Raw genomic sequence first — 20,918 nt, 5'->3', positions numbered from 1 at the left:
AATTATATACGGAAACTATTTTTTTACAATTCTTTTTTTAAACTATTTTTCGGAATATATTAAATATGAAGAAACTATTTCATTTTTGGGAGGAAATCTAGTGAAGCGAATTGTCATGGCTTTGGCCTCAATCTTATTATTATTTACTTTTGCTTTACCAACATCAAGTAGTGCAGCGGTCAACCAGACTGAACTCAACGCGTATTTGAGTGAAATTGGTTTGACACAAGGTGAACTGGAAGAGCAGCTGATGAAGCACTGGTTCTTAGAACTAAGTGATTTTGAGTCAGTTGACGATTTAAAAGTATTTCTTGGACCTGTCATTACCGATGAAAATTTACAAGAGTTACTAGATTTATATGAGCTTACGCTAGAAGAACTAGAAGAACTTCTTGCTGAGTATGGTGAAACACTAGATGACTATAGATTTATCGAAGATCTTAGTATGTCGGTTGAGTTTTACCTGATTGGCTTTGATTTTGACTGGGACGAGCTTCTTAGTGAGATCGACGCGCTTTTTGCTGAATTTGATTTAACAGATGAGGAAATTGAAAGATTAATCGCTCACTTTAAAACATTGGATTTAGAAGATCCACTATTTGAAGAACGTTTAGAGAATATCTTAGAACGCGCACTAGCACTTCCTGATTTTGAAAGTGCAGACGAGCTTTCAGCAGAAAATGTTGCAGAAATTTTAGCAATTTATTCTGATCTAATGGCGTTATTTGAACTCGATGCAAAGTATTTCCTTATCGAGGGAAGAGACAAAACGACGAAACAGCCGATTTCTCTGCAAACGTTAATTACGCTTGATAGTTTAGAAGGCTATAATCTATTAATTGAGCTTTACAACCTAGAAGGTGAATTCCTAGCTGATCTTATCATTACAGCGGATATGTTTGGTTCTGATATCATTGAAGAAACAGTTGAGGACTTAAAAGAAGTAACAGAGATAGTAAAAAAAGCTCCAGCTAAAGATCAATCGAAAACAGAAAAAGGAGCAAAGCTACCGAAGACGGCTTCAAACTCAATGCAAAACGCACTCATGGGCTTAGGTATGATGTTAACAGCTGTTATCATCTATCGCCGTATGAAAGTAAAAGGTGCCTAATGCGATGAGACTCGAAGAATATAAGACAAGAAGACGTAAGAAACAACGTCTTCTTCTTCTGTCTCTTTGCATTTTTCTTTTTGTCGGTGGTCTTTGGTTTACAACGACGAACGCTTACACCTTTTTAAAAGGGTATGGGCTATATAAAGTGAATGAAGCGGCGAAGGAAGTTCCAGAAACTGTAGAAAAGGCTCCTGCTAGTGACAAAAAGGAAGTCGCTGACGGTCCGCTTTATCCCGTGCGTCCCGAGCAGGGCGAATTAATGGGTGAGCTTTATATTCCAAAGCTTCAAGCGACATTGCCCATTTATCATGGAACTGACGATGACGAGTTAGATCGCGGGGTCGGTCATTTTAAGGGCAGTGTCTTACCTGGGGAAAAGGATAACAGTGTGTTATCCGGCCACAGAGATACCGTTTTTCGCAAGCTAGGGGAAGTTGGCGAAAAAGATGAACTCGTTGTTACAACGACAGCTGGAGAGTTTACGTACAGAATTAACAAAGTTCGGATTGTCGATGAGGATGATCGCACAGTGATCGTTCCAAGACCGAGAGCAACTTTGACGGTGACGACATGCTACCCGTTTGACTTTATCGGTTCTGCACCAGAACGCTATGTACTCGAAGCACATTTAATCAAGGTTAATTTAGATGTGAAGTTTACTGCTGCTGAAGGTTAAGGGTGCGTAAGAGCTCGATGAACTGTTTTATCTCATGTAAAACTTGAATGCGTTAGTTTCTAGCCTTAGGGTCTGGGACTAACGCTTATTTCTTTTGTAGGCAGTCGCCCGTTTTTAAAAAATTTAAATAAAATCTGTAAAATTTAACACTTTGTTATGGAAAAAATTTAGAAAATTCGGTAAAATGAAATCGTTGTCATATAACAAAGAAATTATTCCTTTGGAAATAACGGACGCTCACTCAATCAAATAGGGATGGCAAGTAGGTGGACCGCAATCTTTGTTAAGGTTGTTTTCTCGTACCCTGGTGCATTTTGCTAGAGAAACGTCTGCGTTGTAAGACTTTGCTTTTACCCGCTTAAGCAGGGATGGAGCTGTAACCGCCCTATACCAATAAGTCAAAATAAAAGCCTAAGTTAAATAGTATAGCTGCTTTTATGAAAACAGCGCTATTAGTAACGGTACTAGACATTAAAAAATGGCAGTTTTTAAGTTTAAAAGGATCCGTACAACCAAGCAATACAGACTGAACGTTCACTAAAAATAAAGAAAAATTCGTTGATTAAGAAATAAACAATAGATTTGAAACGAACAAGGGGAGATTGTTATGTTCTGGAAAAAGAAGTTGTTGCATTACCAACTAGACCAACAGCCCTCACTCGATACACCGCTACGTGATTTATCTTTTACTGTATTTGATACAGAAACGACAGGCTTTGCCGTAGGTTCTAAAGATCGTGTCATAGAAATTGGAGCTGTTCAAGTTGAAGGATTAATGGTAACTGACAATCGATTTCAAACGTATGTAAATCCAGAAAGAAACATCCCACCACAAATAACAGAACTCACAGGGATTGGGCAGCATCATGTTGACAATGCGCCTAGTTCAGTCGAAGCGATCGAGGCATTCTTTCAATTCATTGAAAAGACAAAAAGTGGTGGTTGGGTAGGACACTACTTAAGCTTTGATGTCATGGTGATTCGAAAAGAGCTGCAACGAGCAAAATATACATTTGAACAGCCGCTCTATATCGACACACTTGATATGCTTGGTTATTTAGTTCCATCATGGGATATGCGTGACCTAGAACAATATGCTAGGTCATTTGGTACAAATATTTATGAGCGTCACAGTGCAATTGGCGATGCCTTAACGACGGCTCATCTTTTTGTTGAACTGCTCCGTCTGCTAGAAGAAAGAGGCAAAACGACACTTGCAGACCTCGTCCAAGTCACAGACGCTAACAATCGCAACCGCGTCCTGCAATTCTAATTATGGTGCCAGGCACCTTTAACCCTTCATTGTGTTAAAGGTGCCTGGCACCATTTTTAGTAAAAAAATTTCAGAAAAATTTTTCATCTAAAACCCTAGGCTGTAATTTTACGAAAACCTCATAATACGAACGGTTGAGCGCTAGTAGACAAAACACAAAATTCTTGAAATTATATAATTTTTTAATACATAATTCCTTTACCGCATGAAAAAATGCCTTGTCCTGCTTGACTTTTTGGTATATATACCCTTGCTCCTTAATAAAATGTACCAATCACCAACATTGATTAGGAGGCGAGTGGTGTGCACGATTACATCAAAGAACGTACTATCAAGATAGGCAGGTACATCGTCGAGACGAGGAAAACGGTCCGAACGATTGCAAAAGAGTTTGGCGTTTCCAAGAGCACTGTACACAAGGACTTAACAGAACGATTACCTGAAATCAATCAAGAGTTGGCAAATGAAGTTAAGGAGATTCTTGAATACCATAAGTCGATACGCCACTTACGCGGTGGTGAGGCAACGAAGGTAAAGTATAAAAAATCAGACCAACCGAACGAAAAAGTTGTAAAAACACAAAATTGAAAACAAAAAATCAATCCCTGTATTGACAAAATATGATAAAATAAAACATTAGTAGGATTACAGCAAAAATGCTGTCGAATGATTTGCAAAACAGGGAGGATAACACTAATGTTCGGTAGGGATATAGGGATTGATTTAGGTACAGCAAATGTTCTTGTGTATGTCAAAGGGAGTGGAATTGTTCTAAATGAACCTTCAGTGGTAGCTTTAGATACAACGACTGGAAAAGTACTTGCTGTAGGAGATGAAGCGTTTCGAATGGTCGGACGAACACCAGGAAATATCGTTGCTTTACGTCCCATGAAAGATGGGGTGATCGCAAACTTCGAACTAACAGAAGCAATGCTCAAACACTTCTTAGGTAAAATTAACGTAAAAGGATTTTTCTCAAAGCCGAGAATCTTAATTTGTTGTCCGACAGAAATTACTTCTGTTGAACAAAAAGCAATTCGAGAAGCGGCAGAGAAAAGTGGTGGCAAAAACGTTTACTTAGAGGAGGAACCGAAAGTAGCTGCGATTGGTGCTGGAATGGATATTTTTCAACCGAGCGGTAACATGGTCGTAGACATAGGCGGTGGGACAACAGATGTTGCTGTTCTTTCAATGGGTGATATCGTCACCGCCTCTTCTATAAAAATAGCTGGAGATAAGTTTGATCAAGAGATTCTCAACTATATAAAAAAGAAGTACAAGCTCCTTATCGGAGAAAGAACTTCTGAAGAAATCAAAAAGCAAGTCGCAACGGTATTTCCAGGTGCTCGTCAAGAAGAATTGGAGATCCGCGGACGGGATATGGTAAGTGGACTCCCAAGAACGATTACAGTGTATTCTGATGAAATTCAGGATGCCTTAACAGAATCTGTTTCTTATATTGTACAAGCTGCCAAATCTGTACTAGAAAAAACACCACCAGAATTATCGGCTGACATCATTGATCGCGGTGTGATTTTAACAGGTGGAGGCGCTCTTTTGCATGGAATCGACCAGCTGCTAGCTGAAGAGCTTAAAGTTCCAGTTTTTATTGCAGACGAGCCGATGCATTGTGTAGCAAAAGGAACAGGGATCCTGTTAGAAAACCTAGATAAAATGACTAGAAGGAAAATTAGTCTTTAAATCAACCCAGCGGTACTGCGACAAAGATACGACGCGCTACCGCCTTAAGATAAATTTGAACGCTATTGATAAAGGTGCAAAGTCTCATAATCTCGGAAAAACAGGATAATCCCAGTTTTCAGAAATACACCTACTAGAACGGCTATCGAAAGACTTACGCATCTGTTTTTACACAAAACAGAAAAAATTACCTCTATCCATGTCATAGTGTTTAGGCGATATAATAGAAGAATAGATAGATGGAACTACTTACTTAACAATGACACTCATTCGGCCGATGAAATAAATGAAGCGTGAATTTGTTGAAAAAGAAGCACCCATCAACAAATTAACACGTTAATTCATTAAAGGTGCCTAATTAACACGTTAATTCATTAAAGGTGCCTGGCACCGCATAAGGAGGAAGGTCATGCTTCGCGGTATTTATGGTTCGGCTGCGGCGATGATTGCCCAACAACAGCGACAAGAGATGTTGACCAATAATTTAGCGAATGTCAATACGCCTGGCTACAAAGCAGACCAAGGGTCATTACGTTCGTTTCCAAATATGCTCATTCAAGCGATGAACACTTCAAACAAGCAGCCTGGCTCTCATTTTGTAGGCTCTTTAGCAACGGGTGCTTATCTGCAAGAAAGAACACCGAATTTTATTCAAGGTGACCTGCAACAAACGGGCAATAACACCGATCTGGCTCTTCTTCAAGGAACGGTTCCAGTCAACGAAGAAGGCAGACAGGGCGCATTGTTTTTTACGGTGCAAAATGCTGACGGTGAAGCTCGTTATTCCCGCAACGGAAACCTCGCAGTGAACGGACAAGGTTTCCTAGTAAATAGCCAAGGCTTTTATGTGCTAAATACAGCAGGCCAACAGATCCAGGTTGGCAATGAAGAATTCCGCGTTAATCGTGAAGGCTTTGTCTTCAATGAAGCAGATGCTCCATTAGGACAGATCCAAGTAGCTCTTGCTGAAGATCCAATGCAGCTAGTAAAAGAAGGCGATGGCCTGCTTCGTTTTACAGCAGATGGTCAGTTGCCTACTGCGATTGGAAATGGACAAGCTACCTATCAAGTCCAGCAAGGGTTCATTGAACGCTCAAATGTAGACTCTGCCCAAACGATGACAGAAATGATGAGTGCCTACCGTAGTTTTGAGGCAAACCAAAAAGTACTACAAGCCTATGATCGCAGCTTAGAAAAAGCAGTAAATGAAGTTGGACGAATTGGCTAAGGAGGTGTAATGACATGAACACATCGATGATGACGGCATCTGTAACAATGGGACAATTGCAAAAGAAAATGGATACGATTGCGCATAATATGGCTAATACGAACACAACAGGATTTAAGCGCCGTGAAGCCAGCTTTTCTGATCTATTATTCCAACAAGTCAATAATCAGATCGTTCCATCAATGGAAACCGGACGTCTTACACCAAATGGTCTTCGTGTCGGTGCAGGCGCTAAAATTGGCCAAACAGCATTGAGAACGGAACAAGGGTCCATTCAGCAAACGGATCGACCATTAGACCTTGCGATTCAACATCCCAATCATTTTTTTCAAATAGAAGTGACTAACAATAACGGCGAGCGAGAAGTACGTTATACGCGAGACGGTGCTTTTTATTTTTCACCTAACCCGAACAATCCGAATGTACTTAATATCGTAACAGGACAAGGACACCTTCTGCTCGGTCAATACGGACCAGTTACTGTCCCAGCTGAGCACTCCGAAGTTCAAATAGATCAAAATGGAGTGATCTCTGTTATACTTAGAGATGGAACAACAACCGTACCAGCAGGTCAACTCGAAATGGTAAGAGTCCAACGACCGCAAATTCTTGAACAATTAGGTGAGAATTTATTTGGACTTCCAGAAAATTTAATTGAACAAGGCTATGTACCAGCAGATATACTAGGAGTCATTGCCGCTGGTCAAGTTAGCATAAAACAAGGTGCTTTAGAAATGTCTAACGTAGATATGGGGAGAGAAATGTCAGAGATGATCTTAACCCAACGTTCGTACCAATTTAATGCCCGCTCCATTTCAATGGCAGACCAAATGATGGGGTTAGTAAACTCCATCCGTTAGTTTTAGTAATGAATGAACGAAAAGGCTAACGCTACCATGTTGTATGGATAGGCGCTAGCCTTAGCATTTTTTAGATATAGCTTTACCTAGGAATTCGACAACCCTACTATACTATGTAAGACAGGACAGGGAGTAGTTATGGATAATCGTGATCTAGAAAAAGACAAACTAAAAAACGAACAACAACCAAAAGATTCAGCAACAGAGCCTGAAAATGAGCATGTAGTCGAAGAGAAAGATGACGCTGTACAGCGCCCTGCACGAGACACTGCAAGCAACGAAGAAGGCCATGAAGAGAACAGACAGGTTGATGAAAATACGAAGGTCTTCGAAGCCGCGCCATTAGCTTCTTCTGATCCAAAGCATGAAGAAGGAGAACAAGCTGATAGTGACACGGCGACAGCAGAAGAAACGAAAGTATTTTCAAGAGGTAAAACTTCATCTGCTCAAACAACAGACCCAGCTGGAGAAAAAGAACCTGCTCCAGGGGAAACGGAAGAAGCAGTAGACGCTGAAGCATCTGGAAAAGCTGATGAGATTGAAGACGCAAAAGACGCTGAAAAGACTGATGAAGGCGTACAAACTACCGAAGTTGGAAATGCTCACGACGCGCAAAATGCTGAAGACGCTGTAGACAGCGAGAAAGCTGAAGCAACTGCAGAGTCCGAAGAAGCCGAGGAAACAAAAGTTTACCGAGGAGTCCAGCAGCAGTCGTCACTAGAAGCATCTGAAACAGCAGAAACGGGAAATAATGCAGACGGTGCAGTTGACTTAAGTCAGGACACGATTGTCTCTCATCCCCCTCTAAAACGCACACGCATGCAGTCGCGTTCAGCAGAAGCAACTGAACAGGCAACGGATGAAGAAAGCCCAGAAGTTACTGAAGCAGACGAAGCGGAAAAGGATACGCGAGAGAAGCGAAATAAGCGCAAGAAGAAGCGTAAAGAGCGAATTCGCCTCATTCCAATTTGGTTACGCGTCGTTATTGTGATCCTGTTATGCGGATTGAGCCTAATCGCTGGCTTAATGTTTGGATATGGTATCGTAGGAAATGGTACACCTAGTGATATCCTTCAAAGAGAAACATGGGAACATATTTACAATATCATCAGCGGTGCCGAGTAACAGGCTTTGTACCGTTGATGTTTTTTTAATTAATTGTAAAGATATACAGAATGAGTTTATCTTTTAAAGTCATCACACTATAATAGACATTAGGTTGTCCCCAAAAAAAACAGTCATCATCCCCGCAAAATACCTCTCCAATTTCACAAAGGAAGTGATCTTTATGCCTCGTAAGCTAAGAATGTGGTATCCAGGTGCAGTCCTACATATTATCAACCGTGGAAACCGTAAACTCCCCATCTTTCACGATGAACAAGATTATGAACAATTCCTTTCGCTCATTGAAACCGCAAGACAACGTCATCCTTTTCACCTCCACGCCTACTGCATCATGAGTAACCACTATCATCTTCTCCTTGAAGCTATCGATGACTCTCCAGCCAATGTAATGCACTTCCTCAACGCAAGCTATGCAAAATACTACAATGATCGGTATGACCAAACGGGCCATGTCTTCCAAGGCCGCTACTTTTCAAAACTCGCTCCAGCCATCGACTACATCCTTGATGCAAGTAAGTACATTCACCTAAACCCTGTTGAAGCAGGTATTACCAACAATCCAGCAGACTATCAATGGAGCAGCTGCGCAGCGTATATCTACCATACACCAAACCCTCACATCACAACTTCAACTGTACTTTCTTACTTTCCTAACCCATCTTCTTACCATTATCAAAAATTCCTTCAAAGTGATCGCCCGTCAAAATTTCAAGACCTCGTCTTTCCTGTGGTACAATATAACAATAAAAACACCAATTAGGTGCCAGGCACCTTTAGGGAGGTAAAGCGTTTTGTTAACAATTGAAGAAATTAAAGAGATTATTCCACACCGTTATCCGTTTTTACTGATTGATAAGATCTTAGAAGTAGAGGAAGGACAACGTGCCATCGGTCTGAAAAATGTTACTGCCAATGAAGAATTCTTTAATGGCCATTTCCCAGACTATCCAGTAATGCCTGGAGTCTTAATTATTGAAGCACTAGCACAAGTTGGAGCGGTTGCTATTCTGAAGAAAGAAGAAAACCGCGGAAAGCTAGCATTCTTTGCTGGTATTGATAACTGCCGATTTAAAGAGCAGGTAAAACCAGGTGACCAACTTCGTCTAGAAGTAGAAATCGTTCGTCTGCGTGGCCCAATCGGTAAAGGAAAAGCAACAGCATCGGTTGACGGAAAAGTTGTCTGCGAAACAGAATTAATGTTTGCCCTCAAATAAACACCGCATAAACGGTGCCAGGCACCTTTAACGAAGTGAAGTGTTAAAGGTGCCTGGCACCATTCTTTTCCCACCTCACCACTGCGTTATTACCCACTCATCCACCTATCGCTTCTTTTATTCCAAAAAATCATATTTTAAGTAGGATTTTGGCGAAATTTATAGAATAGTAATTGAAATGAGATAATAGGACTAGCTAATAACTACTAAATAAACAAAGACATTTCTAAAGAAAGTGGGGGAGGCTTATGATTTTCATAAAGTTAGGAAGCCAAAAGAGATGAAGACGAAATTTAAGAAGTTCTCTAGTGATCATGAAAATGTCTGGCACCTTTTTAATCAAATGAGTGATGGGTTGATGATCACAGACTACCAACAAAACATCATAGCTGTTAATCCCTCCTTTGAAAACATTACAGGATACTCTTTTGAGGAAATCGTCTATAAAAAACCAAATGTCTTCCTATCACCTGAAAAAGCAACACATTTAAACTTCAAAGAAATGTGGAAGAACATCCATAGCCGTGGCACCTGGACGGGAGAATTGGAAACTAAGCGGAAAAATGGAGAAGCGTTCACTTCAAATATAACAGTCACATCTATCCAAAAACAGCAAGTAGAGGAAAGTTTATATTTTATAATAGTTAAAGACATTTCCAGCCGAAAAAAGGTGGAGACCGAAATCACTCGCCTTGCCAACTTTGATGAATTGACACAGCTTCCTAATCGGACTCAATTCAAAAAAATCATAAACGAGGCGATACACCAAGCAAAAAAGAACCATAATACATTTGCTGTCTTGTTCCTCGACCTCGATCACTTCAAGAAGATTAACGACTCGCTCGGGCATCAGATCGGAGATGAGCTGCTTCAACAGATAGCTAAACGACTTCAAAACGTTATTGGTGCAAACGGAACGGTAAGCCGTTTTGGTGGAGATGAATTTACGATTTTGCTTTCCCCTTTAAAAAATAAAAAAGAAGCTTACGAGTCAGCAAAGAAAATTATTGCATCCTTGCAGCAGCCTATCGTTTGTGCGGGTGAAAAAATATATATGAATACAAGCATCGGCTGCAGTTTTTTTCCAGAGCACGGAACAGACTATACGACGATACTGAAAAATGCAGACAGCGCCTTGTTTCAAGCTAAAAAAGCAGGAAGAAATCAATATCAAGAATATAACGACTCAATTAATGAAGGGCTAATAGAACAACTGCAAATAGAAAGAGATTTAAGGACAGCCCTTGCAGAACAACAATTCGAAGTCTACTATCAACTGCAAATGGATATAGAGACTGGAAAGCCTTATGGAATTGAGGCATTAATCCGCTGGAATCACCCAGAAAGAGGCAATCTACCTCCGTTTATATTTTTACCTGCGGCAGAAGAAACAGGCCTCATTGCTGAAATCGACGACTGGGTACTACAAACCGCATGCGCTCAAACGAAAAAATGGCATGAAGACGGTCATGAAGATCTAGTTCTTTCAGTTAATATTTCAAAAAAGCAATTTGATAGACCAGACTTTGTAAAAAGAGTCAAACAGACCTTGAGGGAAACAGGACTCAACCCGAAACAGCTTTGCCTAGAAATAACAGAAAGTATGGCGATTACACACATCGATGAAGCCGTCGATAAGTTAAAAAAGCTAAAAAGTATAGGCGTACAGTTATCACTCGATGACTTTGGAACTGGTTACTCATCGCTCAGCCAATTAAAAAACCTGCCAATTGATACTTTGAAAATTGATAAATCCTTTATGCAAGGTTCAGGTGATGAACAAGAAAATCATGTACTTGTCAAATTGATAATTGCGATGGCTAAAACATTAAACTTCGCTGTTATTTGTGAAGGAGTGGAAACAGAAGAACAACTTCTTCTACTACGAACGGAAGGCTGCAACCATGCCCAAGGCTATCTATTCAGTGAACCGCTCGCTCCTAGCAATTGTGAGTTGAAAATGAAACATATCACCGAAAATGTAAACATTATATGAACTTTACATTAAGTCTATTTTAAAAATCACTCAAAAAGGAAGCTAAGAATTCTGTGAAAACGGAGATTCATATTTCATTTTTTCATCAAAATTTAAATTCTAATAATCAACTTTGTAGCTAAAAAAACAAGGAAATCATAGAAAAAAACAGCCGAAACCCGCATCAAACCAACAAAAAGTCAAATTGTGGGAAAATCTATTACAGTTTGTAAGAATCCCGTCATGTTGCCAAAAATCCCTGAATTAGGTAGACGGTGATTTTTTCGTTTGCTAAGATAACGTCAGACTAACAGAAACAAAAAACTGGATAGTCACACTATTAAAACCATTACGGGGGTTTGAAGAAAATGAAAAAATTCTTATTAGGTTTAGGTACAGCTGTTTTAGCTTTAGGAGTATTAGCTGCATGTGGAGAGACTACAGATGAAGAAACACCAGTAGATGACGCTGGAATTGAAGAGCCAGCTGAAGGTGCAGAATTAGAATTAGAAGAGCCTGCTGACGATGCAGAGCTAGAATTAGAAGAGCCAGCTGACGAAGACGCTGAAGAAGAAGACGAAGAAGCTTAAGATTAACGTTACTTATATGAAAAAGGTTGCCAGTGCCTGTGCAGCCTTTTTTTGTTAAAATCTATCTCCCGCTATCGGCTGATCAGAATAACTGACGCTGTTCGTTAGTGCCTATACATTAGCACATATTCATTCATGCCAAATAGCCCTCAACTAATATAATTATGGCCATATTAAGCTACTTTTTATCATTTTAATTACGTGGTAGAAATGGAATAAATTAATTATTTTTCAAAGAAAATAAAGATTGTAGAAATAATAAAAAGGCGCTACAATGAATCTAATCAAATATTCTTCCTAAAGGGGAGTAGCATTTACAGCAAAGTCGTCATTACGGGAATGATCCCCGGCTTTGTTGGCAACGTTATTGTTGTTTGCAAGACCTTTACCAATTATTTTGGTGAGGTCTTTTTTGTTCTCGTAAAAAGGCATTGTGACTAAAGTAATTGGTCCAATGCCTTTTTATTTTTCCTCGATGAAGGGAGTACTCATAGTGAAACGATTCAATGAATTAGCCAATAGTGTTACTTTTAAAACTGGAAATAAAATAGATGTGAAAAATTACGACATCGATTTGAAATTACTCGGTGTAGGAAAAAGCGCCGCTGTCTTTCAGATAAAATCGACAAACCTAGCCCTCAAGGTGTTTCACCCGCTGTATCACGAGCTAGCAGAAAAAGAAGCTGAGATTTATAGAATACTAGATGACATCCCGTATTATCCTAATTTACATGAGAGTGGACCGAATTATATCGTCATTGATCTCATTGAAGGAAATACGCTATACCAATGTTTAAATCAGGGTATACAAGTATCAGAACAGGTCATCTATGAAGTTGATCATGCCCTAATGTTAGCAAGAGACAAAGTGCTGAACCCGTCCGATGTCCACCTGAAAAATATATTCCTTACGACAGAAGGGAATATCGTTATCGTCGACGTTGCCCGCTTCAAGCAAGTAGAGCACTGTCCGAAATGGGAAGATACAAAAAAGGCATTCTATAAATACTACCAAAAAGGAATGATCCCAAAGAAAATGCCAACCATCCTCCTCGATACGATCGGCACCCTCTACCGAAAATACAAATAACAGGGGGGATGCAGTGAATGCGGGCGAATGCAGTGAATGGTGAAATGCAGTAAATGCAGTAAATGGAGTAAATGCAATAAATGCGGTGAAGAGCGAAGATGGCGGTGCCAGGCACCAGTTATGCTTTAAAGCACTAACGGCGCCTGGCACCCTTTATAGTAATATGATATTATAGAAATCTATAGATCCATCAGGGAGGGTACTAAGTGAGACACTTACTAGTTATGCTATTAGCAGCAACACTATTAATCACAGCGTGCACGAAGCCAGTTGATAATGAAGAAATAGAGGATGTTAACGACCAAACACCAGAAGAACAAGTAGAAGAAAACATAGATGAGGAAGAAGAGCTAACGGAAGACGAGCCAAATCAAGATAACGAAAAAGAAGAAAAACCTAACAAAGATCAAGAGAACAACAATAACGGTTCAAACGACAAGGCAACGAACGACCAAGATACCCAAACAGATAACAACCAAGGCAATGGCAACACTGAACCCAAAGACAACGAGCAACAAACGGATAGAGACCCTAATGAACTTTTAACGGAACAAGAAGCCATTGCAAAAGTAAAAAGCTATTTACAGCTTCAATTTGAGCCTGACGTTCATGTTGTCGTAGACCATGAAGAAAACGGCAGATATTTAGTTCACGTATACGAGGTTATCCCTGGTAACGGCGGCGTCGGCCACACATCCACTCGTGGCTGGTACTACGTAGACCGAAAAACAGGCGAAATCGAGTCGATGTTCTAATTTATCCTAATAATCAAAGACATTGTTAATCACCCAATGATTAACAATGTCTTTTTCTATGCAGCTATACATGGCCTTTCCACCAACTGTGTCTACCCTGCTAGTCAACTACAGTTACCAACGGCATCAGGGGCATCGTATGGCCTCTTCTAGTCCGTTTACCACAATGAGGTTCCAATGAGAGGAAGAACCTAGCCCTAAAGAGGAGTATAGCGCCTGAAACTTCCAAAAAGAGGAAGGAACGAACGCTAAAGAGAAGCAAAGCACACAAATCCCCCAATAAAAGGGAAAAACTAGAGCAAAAAAGTAACATCCCATTCCCCCAAAAAACGCACCTCTACCAAACCACACTTCTGCAGCCGCTGCACACCACTCCCAAACAAATGGATAAAAACTATGACTATTGAATCTAATTCTACTATCAAAAAACGACAAAACTCCTATAAATTAGACGACGCAAAATGTCGAAAATAAAATTTCTATGTCTAATGTTGTGCAAGAAAACTATCAAAAAAGTAGGATTAATCAACTATTTTATCGAAAACCAGGGTAAAAACTCACAAAATTAACGTTATTGTACCCAGACTTTTGTAACATTTCTGTAACCTACTACCATAATTTTCACTTTATAATAAAAGAAACTCATAAAATAGACGATAAAAATACATATAAGACCATATTAATAGTACCTAAAATCTATAAAACTACTATTCTGCACTTAGGGGGAAAAATAATGAGTACAAAGTCGGTTGTGAAAAAGGCGGTAATTTCTTCAACTTTTGCTACAGGAATTGTGTTGACTGCGCCGTTAATGGTAGATGCAGCACTTGGTGACCAGCCGTTAAAAAAAGGGATGAATCACCCTGATGTAAAAGAACTACAAGAAGCATTAAGGGCTAAAGGCTTCTTTACCTTCCATACATCAACGGGCTACTACGGAACGATTACAGAAGAGGCAGTACGACAATTTCAAAGAACGCACGGGATCCAAACGTCTGGAGTGGCCAATAATGCCACTTTAAACTTACTTCTAAGTTCAAACTCTCAAAATAGAAGTGCTACGAATACTCAAATCGCTTCGGCATCAACAACGTCAGCAAGCGGAGCGCTTGCTCAAACAACAGGGCTTCTTCGTGCCGGATCGCAAGGGCAAGCTGTTACGGAACTTCAAGAAAAACTAAAAGAAGCTGGCCACTTCAATCACCAAGTAACAGGTTACTTTGGAAGAGTGACGCAAAATGCGGTAAAAGACTATCAGAAGAAACACGGCTTAACTGTCGATGGCATTGTCGGACCACAAACGATTTCTCATATTCTTGGCAGGTCGACGGCATCACAAGCTCCAGCACCATCAGCGCCAGCGCAGTCTGCACCAGCCCAGACAACGCCATCAGCTAATGCGGCATCTTCACCTTCTCCTGCACCTACAACAACTGCGACTACACAAACTTTACGCTTAGGCGCAAGTGGAACGGGGGTTACTCAATTACAAGAGGCGTTAAAACAGCTCGGTCACTTTGATCATCGAGTAACTGGTTATTTTGGTAGTGTGACGGATGCAGCTGTTCGCTCGTTCCAAAGAAGTCAACAGATCACGGTTGATGGAATCGTTGGCCCGCAAACACTTCGTGCAATTGAAGCAGCTGCAAGTGGGGGAGCGCAAACGATTCAAAACCAAACACAACTAAAGTCAAGCACAACTGCTCCACAGCCAGCGCAACAAGCTTTTAATGTAATGAACTTAATCGCCGATGCCGCTGATCTAGTCGGAACACCGTATCTATGGGGTGGGACAACACCAAGTGGATTTGACTGTAGTGGGTTCCTTCAATATGTATTTAGAAATCAAGGGGTATCTATCCCGCGTACAGCTGCGCAACAATGGGCCGCTGGAAGATCAGTCGACAAGCCAAGTGTAGGGGATGTTGTCTTCTTCCAAACTTATACAAACGGCCCGTCGCACAATGGAATTTACATAGGTAACAATCAATTCATTCATAGTGGTTCATCGACTGGTGTAACGGTGACAAGTATGAGCAATAGTTACTGGAGTCAACGCTACCTAGGAGCCAAACGCCTTCATTAATCTAATAAAAGTGTAACTTGGGTCCTTATTAACGGTTCTGGAACAAACTGCATCCTCCATCCTTGTATGGAAGGTGCAGTTTTTTTACTTTACAAGAATGCTTGTTCATTCCGAAATTCTGGCCATTTATGATACGATAAAAAAGAACATCAATCCCAAATCAATACCGAAATGGAAACAAGCACGACCACTTCAGAAACGTAAACAATTCAATCTTCTTAACTAAAAGAACTCGACTATATACATAGGAGTGATGGCGATGATCCTCGTAACAGGGGCGGCGGGATATATAGGAAGTCATATGTGTGTAGAACTGCTTCAAGCAGGGTATAACATGGTTGCAGTTGACAACCTCTCGAACAGTAAAAAGGAAGCGCTCGACCGAGTCGAAGAAATTACAAAAAAGACCATTCCGTTTTATGAAGTAGACCTACTAGACCGCGAAGCGCTCGAGCGTGTTTTTGCGAACCATAAAATAGAAGCTGTCATTCATTTTGCAGGCTTAAAAGCCGTTGGTGAGTCAACGGAAAAACCACTTCAGTACTATCACAACAACATTTCAGGTACACTAGTACTCTGTGACCTAATGAGTCAATACGGGATAAAAAAGCTAGTGTTTAGTTCGTCTGCAACAGTGTATGGTCAGCCTGATCGTGTTCCGATTTCTGAAGATTTCCCGTTAAGTGCAGCGAATCCGTATGGGCGAACGAAGTTGATGATTGAGGAGATCCTGCGTGACCTTTACGCGGCTGATCCAAGCTGGAGCATTTCTCTATTACGCTACTTTAACCCAGTCGGTGCTCACCATAGCGGTCGTATTGGCGAAGATCCGAACGGTGTACCGAATAATTTAATGCCTTTTATTACCCAGGTGGCTATCGGAAAGCTTGATCAATTAAAAGTGTTTGGCGATGATTATGAGACGAAGGATGGCACGGGCGTAAGAGATTACATCCATGTGGTTGACCTTGCAAGAGGACATCTTAAGGCGCTAGAAAAAGTCACCCAAACGACTGGGATCAATACCTATAACCTCGGGACAGGAAATGGCTATAGTGTTTTAGAAATGATTAAAGCATTTGAACAAGCATCGAATCGAACGGTTCCGCATCAAATTGTGGAGCGCCGCCCAGGTGACATCGCCTCCTGCTATGCAGACACAACAAAGGCGAAAGCAGAACTCGGTTGGACAGCCACAAAAGGAATAAACGAAATGTGTGAAGACGCATGGAGATGGCAAGTGAACAACCCAAACGGTTACGAATAAACTGGGCCTTTGTGAAAAAAAGGGCCGAGTCTAACTTGAGATAAAAATCAAAATTAAAATTGAAACCCAAACTCAAACCCATAACCATTACAAAATTAAAAACAACCCAAACCCTCAATGACCGAAGAAAACAGGAGTGTGACATATCAATGTCTTTAGATCGCTGGAAAGCCGATATAGAGTATGAACTAAAGCAAGTCAATAAATCGCTAGAAGCAGCTAATGCCGCGCTAGAAGAGTTGAAAACGAAGAAGGAGATCGTCGATGAAGTGTGTATAGAAGTCGCTACATCCAGACAGCAGGATAATGTGGGTTATATCTTCGAGTTACAAGAAAATCTCCAAAAAAAGATCAACGACAAAACCATCGAACTCATCAAGCTAGAGGAAAACCCGAAAAAGCGGCAACTCGAACTACTCATCGAAAAAATCGCAAAAAGGATCGCCGAAAAACCGCAAAAGGCACCGCAGCTCCGCTGAGGTGCCACGGTTGCGGTGCCAGGCACCTTCATCCCTTTACTGCATTGAAGGTACCTGGCACCATTTATTACAGGCACCATTTATTACACGCCCCCGCCCTTCGCAAACGACCCACAAAATCCCCACCCCCACCCGTTTACTCCACCGCCCAAACGTTCATAATGGTAATACTCGATAATAATATGGAAAACTGTGTGAATAAACGGAGATTTCCAACGAGGTATGATATAATTGTTTGTTGGAAAAACGGAAGGCAATTTATAGCCTGAATGTCATCGTCAGCAATCGTGCTTGACGAGAAAGGTCGGTCGTAAAGTGACAAAGATTAAGGTACTATTTTTTATCTATCAAATGGGTGGCGGCGGCGCAGCACGTACGCTCTTAAATATTATTAATAACCTAGACAGGGACAAGTTTGCCCCGATGCTAGTGACCTTGAATATGGACGGCTCTTACGAAAAGGAACTAAAAGAGGACGTTCAATTTATTAAATTAGAAACAACGAGATTAAGCCGTTCGATCGGGGATCTCGCCAATATCATCAAAACCGAAGAGGTGGATCTCGTTTTTAGTACGATCCCAAGAGTCAACACCATCGCTATCTTAGCTAACGAACTGTCACGTTCAAAAGCGAAAAACGTTATTCGTGAGGCCGATAATCTTGGAGGAAGCTTCCGTGAAAACCTCCAGCTCATCGGTTTTGGATTGGTCTATAAGCGCGCAAGTCAGATTGTCTCGTTATCTGAAGGGGTCAAAGAAAACCTCGTGAAGCGCTATAAAATCAAACCGCAGGACATTAAAGTCATTTATAATCCAGTGGATCTCGAAAACATCAATAAGCAGCTGACAGAAGGGCAAATTGACCCAGCCCATCAAGAAATTTTTAATACAACCGATAAAATCGTCATTACCGCGGGGCGCTTAGTGCCGCAAAAGGATCAGCGCACGTTACTAGATGCCTTTGCGAAAGTTAATCATCAAGAAAGCAGCCGCTTAGTGATCTTAGGTGAAGGGCCGCTAAAGGACGAGCTCCTGCAGCAGGCTGCACAGCTCAATATCGAAGATCGCATTTACTTTGTCGGCTTCCAAAGCAACCCGTACATTTACTTTAGTAAAGCCGATTTATTCATCCTAACGTCGATCCACGAAGGCTTTAGTCACGTAATCGCGGAAGCACTAGCAACAGGAACACCTGTCGTTTCAACGAACTGCAAGTCAGGTCCAGCTGAAGTGCTTAATAACGGTGAATACGGGGCGCTTTGTCCAGTTGGTGACGTCGATGCCCTGGCAGAAAACATGCTGCGCATCCTGCAGCTAAATGAAGCGGACCTCGCCGACATCATCGAAAAAGGCCACACGAGAGCTGGTCACTTCGATGCTAAGCAAATTGTGAAGCAATATGAAGACGTGTTTTTACAAACGTTAAAAAAATAACGCTTATTTGTGGGGACGGTTCACAGACCCCCTCATAGATCCCCCTGTAAGGAAGTGTAAACCATGCCTACGACGAAAAAAGTTGTGCATATTACGACAGTACATCATCCGCTCGACCCGCGGATTTACTATAAACAGTGCCAATCATTGCAGCAAGCAGGCTACGATGTGACCTTAATTGCACCTGAAGGCGATCAAGCCATTCAAGACAGCAACATACAGGTCGTCCCGATCAAAAAGCACAAAAATAAATGGCTGCGCATGCTGCTGTCATCGGTCCAAGCGTATCAACAAGCGCGCAAGCTAAACGCAGACTATTACCAGATCCATGACCCAGAGCTTCTGCCTGTGGCGTGGCTGTTAAAAAATAAACACAATGTCGTCATTTACGACATTCACGAAGATTACGAAACAAGCATTATGCAAAAAGAATATATCGCGAGGCCGCTAAGAAAATTCGTCGCCAAAACGTACCGCTTCATGGAAAAATTCTTTTCGAAAAACCTCGAGCTCATTCTCGCGGAAAAATACTACAAAGAAAAGAACCCGAGTGGGACGTGCATCCTAAACTACCCACTACTAAATGAAAAAGTCATCAACCACGTGGTAAATGAGCAGCCTGCAGAAAATAAATTGATTTACACAGGTAATGTATCCGTCGAGCGTGGAGCGCTTATTCAAGCGAAAATCCCGCAAATCGCTAAAGGTACAACGGTCCACTTTTACGGAAAGTGTCCGAAAACGCTAGCTGACAAGATGTACGACGAAGCAGGCGAGCACAAGGATCAATTATTCATTGAAGGTATCGACAGCTATGTTCCTAAAACGGAAATCGACCAAGCCTATGCTTCAACGAATTGGTTAGCAGGAATTGCGCTTTTTCCTCCTGATGAGCATTACTACAAGAAGGAGCTAACGAAGTTCTTTGAATACATGAGCTTCGGGCTTCCGATTATCTGTTCGAACTTTCCTGTTTGGAAGGCGTTCGTTGAACAACATGCTTGCGGGATTGCAGTCGACCCTACGAATGAAGCGGAAATCAAACGAGCGATTTCGTATTTAAAAGAAAACCCAGCGGAAGCCCAACAAATGGGGCAGAACGGAAGACGAGCAGTCCTTGAGCAACTCAACTGGGACAAGGAAAAAGAGAAATTAATTTTATGGTATGATGAACTTCGTAACCAAGATAAAGTTCCAGTCCAAGAGCAAGAAAGGAATTATTCTTAATAAATGGTGATCACATTGGAAAATTCTAACCCGTTAATCTCGGTCATAACGCCAGCGTACAATGCCGAAAAATTCATAGAAGCGACGATCCAATCCGTCCAAGCCCAGAAGTATCCGCATTGGGAAATGGTCATCGTCGATGATTGCTCGAAGGACCGTACCGTAGAAATCATTGAGCGGTATCAACAGGCAGACCCGAGAATTAAGCTTATTCAACTTCAACAAAATAGTGGCCCTGCCGTTGCGCGTAATACGGCAATTAGAAATGCCAAAGGACGCTATTTGGCCTTCTTAGACAGTGACGACCAATGGACGCCTGAAAAGCTTGCGCGCCAGCTGCAGTTTATGCAGGAGCAGGACATTGCCTTTTCGTTCACGCAATACGAAGTTGTCGATGAAGCGGGTGCGGATACAGGAAAAGTGATTGAAGCGCCAGAAAAAGTCACCTACACAGATCTACTAAAAAATAATGTCATCGGCTGCTTAACGGTAATGGTTGATACGAAAAAAACGGGGGAAGTGGAAATGGTCAACATTCGCTCCCGCCAAGACTACGCCTTGTGGCTAGAATTAAGCCGCAAAGGGTTCCAGCCGTTTGGCCTAAATGAGCCGCTAGCGAAATACCGCGAAGTTGGCAACTCACTTTCGAGCAATAAAGTGAAAATGGCCCGCCAAAACTGGCATGTCTATCGCGAAATCGAGCACCTGAGTTTGCCGAGGAGCTTGTGGTATTTTGTGCACTATGTGTATTTTAAGCTGAAAAAATACTCAACCTAGCTGCACTATTGATTTCAGCCCTTTTAAAAGTGAAAAATCAATATAAC

General features: G+C 41.3%; 20 protein-coding genes. All 20 read left to right on the top strand.

Annotated features, from left to right (window positions below):
* Nucleotides 1-100 precede the first annotated feature (100 nt).
* The 20 genes from GKP30_RS13185 (at nt 101) to GKP30_RS13090 (ending at nt 20,871) form a co-directional block, all read left to right on the top strand.
* Complete coding sequence (locus tag GKP30_RS13185) at nt 101-1,111, top strand: processed acidic surface protein (RefSeq protein WP_216829923.1); 1,011 nt, start codon at nt 101-103, stop codon at nt 1,109-1,111.
* A 4-nt stretch (nt 1,112-1,115) separates the two neighbouring features.
* The gene (locus GKP30_RS13180; RefSeq protein WP_216829922.1) at nt 1,116-1,790 is read left to right on the top strand and encodes a class D sortase; all 675 of its coding nucleotides are present in this window, start codon (nt 1,116-1,118) and stop codon (nt 1,788-1,790) included.
* Nucleotides 1,791-2,397: 607 nt separating this feature from the next.
* Nucleotides 2,398-3,063 carry a 3'-5' exonuclease gene (locus tag GKP30_RS13175; protein ID WP_216829921.1) on the top strand — a complete coding sequence of 222 codons (666 nt, stop codon included), beginning with the start codon at nt 2,398-2,400 and terminating at the stop codon, nt 3,061-3,063.
* Between the two features lie 303 nt (nt 3,064-3,366).
* Nucleotides 3,367-3,651 (top strand): sporulation transcriptional regulator SpoIIID, encoded by a 285-nt coding sequence (spoIIID, locus tag GKP30_RS13170; RefSeq protein WP_209121801.1) that lies wholly within the window; start codon nt 3,367-3,369, stop codon nt 3,649-3,651.
* Between the two features lie 108 nt (nt 3,652-3,759).
* Nucleotides 3,760-4,764: a rod shape-determining protein gene (gene mreB, locus GKP30_RS13165; protein WP_216829920.1), complete on the top strand. Its 1,005-nt coding sequence runs from the start codon at nt 3,760-3,762 to the stop codon at nt 4,762-4,764.
* A gap of 409 nt (nt 4,765-5,173) precedes the next feature.
* Nucleotides 5,174-5,992, top strand: coding sequence for a flagellar hook-basal body protein (locus GKP30_RS13160; protein WP_216829919.1), 819 nt, complete (start codon nt 5,174-5,176; stop codon nt 5,990-5,992).
* 14 nt (nt 5,993-6,006) lie between these two features.
* Nucleotides 6,007-6,852: a flagellar hook-basal body protein gene (locus GKP30_RS13155; protein ID WP_216829918.1), complete on the top strand. Its 846-nt coding sequence runs from the start codon at nt 6,007-6,009 to the stop codon at nt 6,850-6,852.
* A 138-nt stretch (nt 6,853-6,990) separates the two neighbouring features.
* Entirely contained in the window at nt 6,991-7,977 is a 987-nt protein-coding gene (locus GKP30_RS23525) for a DNA-directed RNA polymerase subunit beta (protein WP_236035077.1), read from the top strand.
* A gap of 163 nt (nt 7,978-8,140) precedes the next feature.
* A complete protein-coding gene (locus GKP30_RS13145; RefSeq protein ID WP_216829917.1) occupies nt 8,141-8,737 on the top strand; it encodes a transposase in 597 nt (198 codons plus the stop codon).
* A 31-nt stretch (nt 8,738-8,768) separates the two neighbouring features.
* Nucleotides 8,769-9,191, top strand: coding sequence for a 3-hydroxyacyl-ACP dehydratase FabZ (gene fabZ / locus GKP30_RS13140; protein WP_216829916.1), 423 nt, complete (start codon nt 8,769-8,771; stop codon nt 9,189-9,191).
* A 280-nt stretch (nt 9,192-9,471) separates the two neighbouring features.
* Complete coding sequence (locus tag GKP30_RS13135) at nt 9,472-11,187, top strand: EAL domain-containing protein (RefSeq protein ID WP_216829915.1); 1,716 nt, start codon at nt 9,472-9,474, stop codon at nt 11,185-11,187.
* Nucleotides 11,188-11,534: 347 nt separating this feature from the next.
* Nucleotides 11,535-11,756, top strand: a complete 222-nt coding sequence (locus GKP30_RS13130) for a hypothetical protein (RefSeq protein WP_216829914.1) — start codon at nt 11,535-11,537, stop codon at nt 11,754-11,756.
* 493 nt (nt 11,757-12,249) lie between these two features.
* Nucleotides 12,250-12,846 (top strand): protein kinase family protein, encoded by a 597-nt coding sequence (locus GKP30_RS13125; protein WP_216829913.1) that lies wholly within the window; start codon nt 12,250-12,252, stop codon nt 12,844-12,846.
* 206 nt (nt 12,847-13,052) lie between these two features.
* Nucleotides 13,053-13,601: a hypothetical protein gene (locus GKP30_RS13120; RefSeq protein WP_216829912.1), complete on the top strand. Its 549-nt coding sequence runs from the start codon at nt 13,053-13,055 to the stop codon at nt 13,599-13,601.
* Between the two features lie 733 nt (nt 13,602-14,334).
* The gene (locus tag GKP30_RS13115) at nt 14,335-15,687 is read left to right on the top strand and encodes a C40 family peptidase (protein WP_216829911.1); all 1,353 of its coding nucleotides are present in this window, start codon (nt 14,335-14,337) and stop codon (nt 15,685-15,687) included.
* 259 nt (nt 15,688-15,946) lie between these two features.
* Nucleotides 15,947-16,954: a UDP-glucose 4-epimerase GalE gene (galE, locus tag GKP30_RS13110; protein WP_216829910.1), complete on the top strand. Its 1,008-nt coding sequence runs from the start codon at nt 15,947-15,949 to the stop codon at nt 16,952-16,954.
* Nucleotides 16,955-17,103: 149 nt separating this feature from the next.
* A complete protein-coding gene (locus GKP30_RS13105) occupies nt 17,104-17,433 on the top strand; it encodes a hypothetical protein (RefSeq protein ID WP_216829909.1) in 330 nt (109 codons plus the stop codon).
* 315 nt (nt 17,434-17,748) lie between these two features.
* Nucleotides 17,749-18,867 (top strand): glycosyltransferase, encoded by a 1,119-nt coding sequence (locus tag GKP30_RS13100; protein ID WP_216829908.1) that lies wholly within the window; start codon nt 17,749-17,751, stop codon nt 18,865-18,867.
* 63 nt (nt 18,868-18,930) lie between these two features.
* Nucleotides 18,931-20,094 (top strand): glycosyltransferase, encoded by a 1,164-nt coding sequence (locus tag GKP30_RS13095; protein ID WP_216829907.1) that lies wholly within the window; start codon nt 18,931-18,933, stop codon nt 20,092-20,094.
* 15 nt (nt 20,095-20,109) lie between these two features.
* Nucleotides 20,110-20,871, top strand: a complete 762-nt coding sequence (locus GKP30_RS13090; RefSeq protein WP_407928613.1) for a glycosyltransferase family 2 protein — start codon at nt 20,110-20,112, stop codon at nt 20,869-20,871.
* Nucleotides 20,872-20,918 lie beyond the last annotated feature (47 nt).

It is taken from the genome of Alkalihalobacterium elongatum (assembly GCF_019024285.1).
Classification (GTDB): Bacteria; Bacillota; Bacilli; order Bacillales; family Bacillaceae_F; genus Alkalihalobacterium; species Alkalihalobacterium elongatum.
This window is presented reverse-complemented; position numbering and strand designations above follow the sequence as displayed.

What these genes read in the sequence shown, in the direction of transcription:
- GKP30_RS13155 (WP_216829918.1), top strand. Translation starts at nt 6,007, where the DNA reads ATGAACACATCGATGATGACGGCATCTGTAACAATGGGACAATTGCAA.
- GKP30_RS13175 (WP_216829921.1), top strand. Translation starts at nt 2,398, where the DNA reads ATGTTCTGGAAAAAGAAGTTGTTGCATTACCAACTAGACCAACAGCCC.
- GKP30_RS13160 (WP_216829919.1), top strand. Translation starts at nt 5,174, where the DNA reads ATGCTTCGCGGTATTTATGGTTCGGCTGCGGCGATGATTGCCCAACAA.
- GKP30_RS13105 (WP_216829909.1), top strand. Translation starts at nt 17,104, where the DNA reads ATGTCTTTAGATCGCTGGAAAGCCGATATAGAGTATGAACTAAAGCAA.
- GKP30_RS13180 (WP_216829922.1), top strand. Translation starts at nt 1,116, where the DNA reads ATGAGACTCGAAGAATATAAGACAAGAAGACGTAAGAAACAACGTCTT.
- GKP30_RS13095 (WP_216829907.1), top strand. Translation starts at nt 18,931, where the DNA reads ATGCCTACGACGAAAAAAGTTGTGCATATTACGACAGTACATCATCCG.
- GKP30_RS13130 (WP_216829914.1), top strand. Translation starts at nt 11,535, where the DNA reads ATGAAAAAATTCTTATTAGGTTTAGGTACAGCTGTTTTAGCTTTAGGA.
- galE (WP_216829910.1), top strand. Translation starts at nt 15,947, where the DNA reads ATGATCCTCGTAACAGGGGCGGCGGGATATATAGGAAGTCATATGTGT.
- GKP30_RS13115 (WP_216829911.1), top strand. Translation starts at nt 14,335, where the DNA reads ATGAGTACAAAGTCGGTTGTGAAAAAGGCGGTAATTTCTTCAACTTTT.
- GKP30_RS13145 (WP_216829917.1), top strand. Translation starts at nt 8,141, where the DNA reads ATGCCTCGTAAGCTAAGAATGTGGTATCCAGGTGCAGTCCTACATATT.
- GKP30_RS23525 (WP_236035077.1), top strand. Translation starts at nt 6,991, where the DNA reads ATGGATAATCGTGATCTAGAAAAAGACAAACTAAAAAACGAACAACAA.
- GKP30_RS13135 (WP_216829915.1), top strand. Translation starts at nt 9,472, where the DNA reads ATGAAGACGAAATTTAAGAAGTTCTCTAGTGATCATGAAAATGTCTGG.
- mreB (WP_216829920.1), top strand. Translation starts at nt 3,760, where the DNA reads ATGTTCGGTAGGGATATAGGGATTGATTTAGGTACAGCAAATGTTCTT.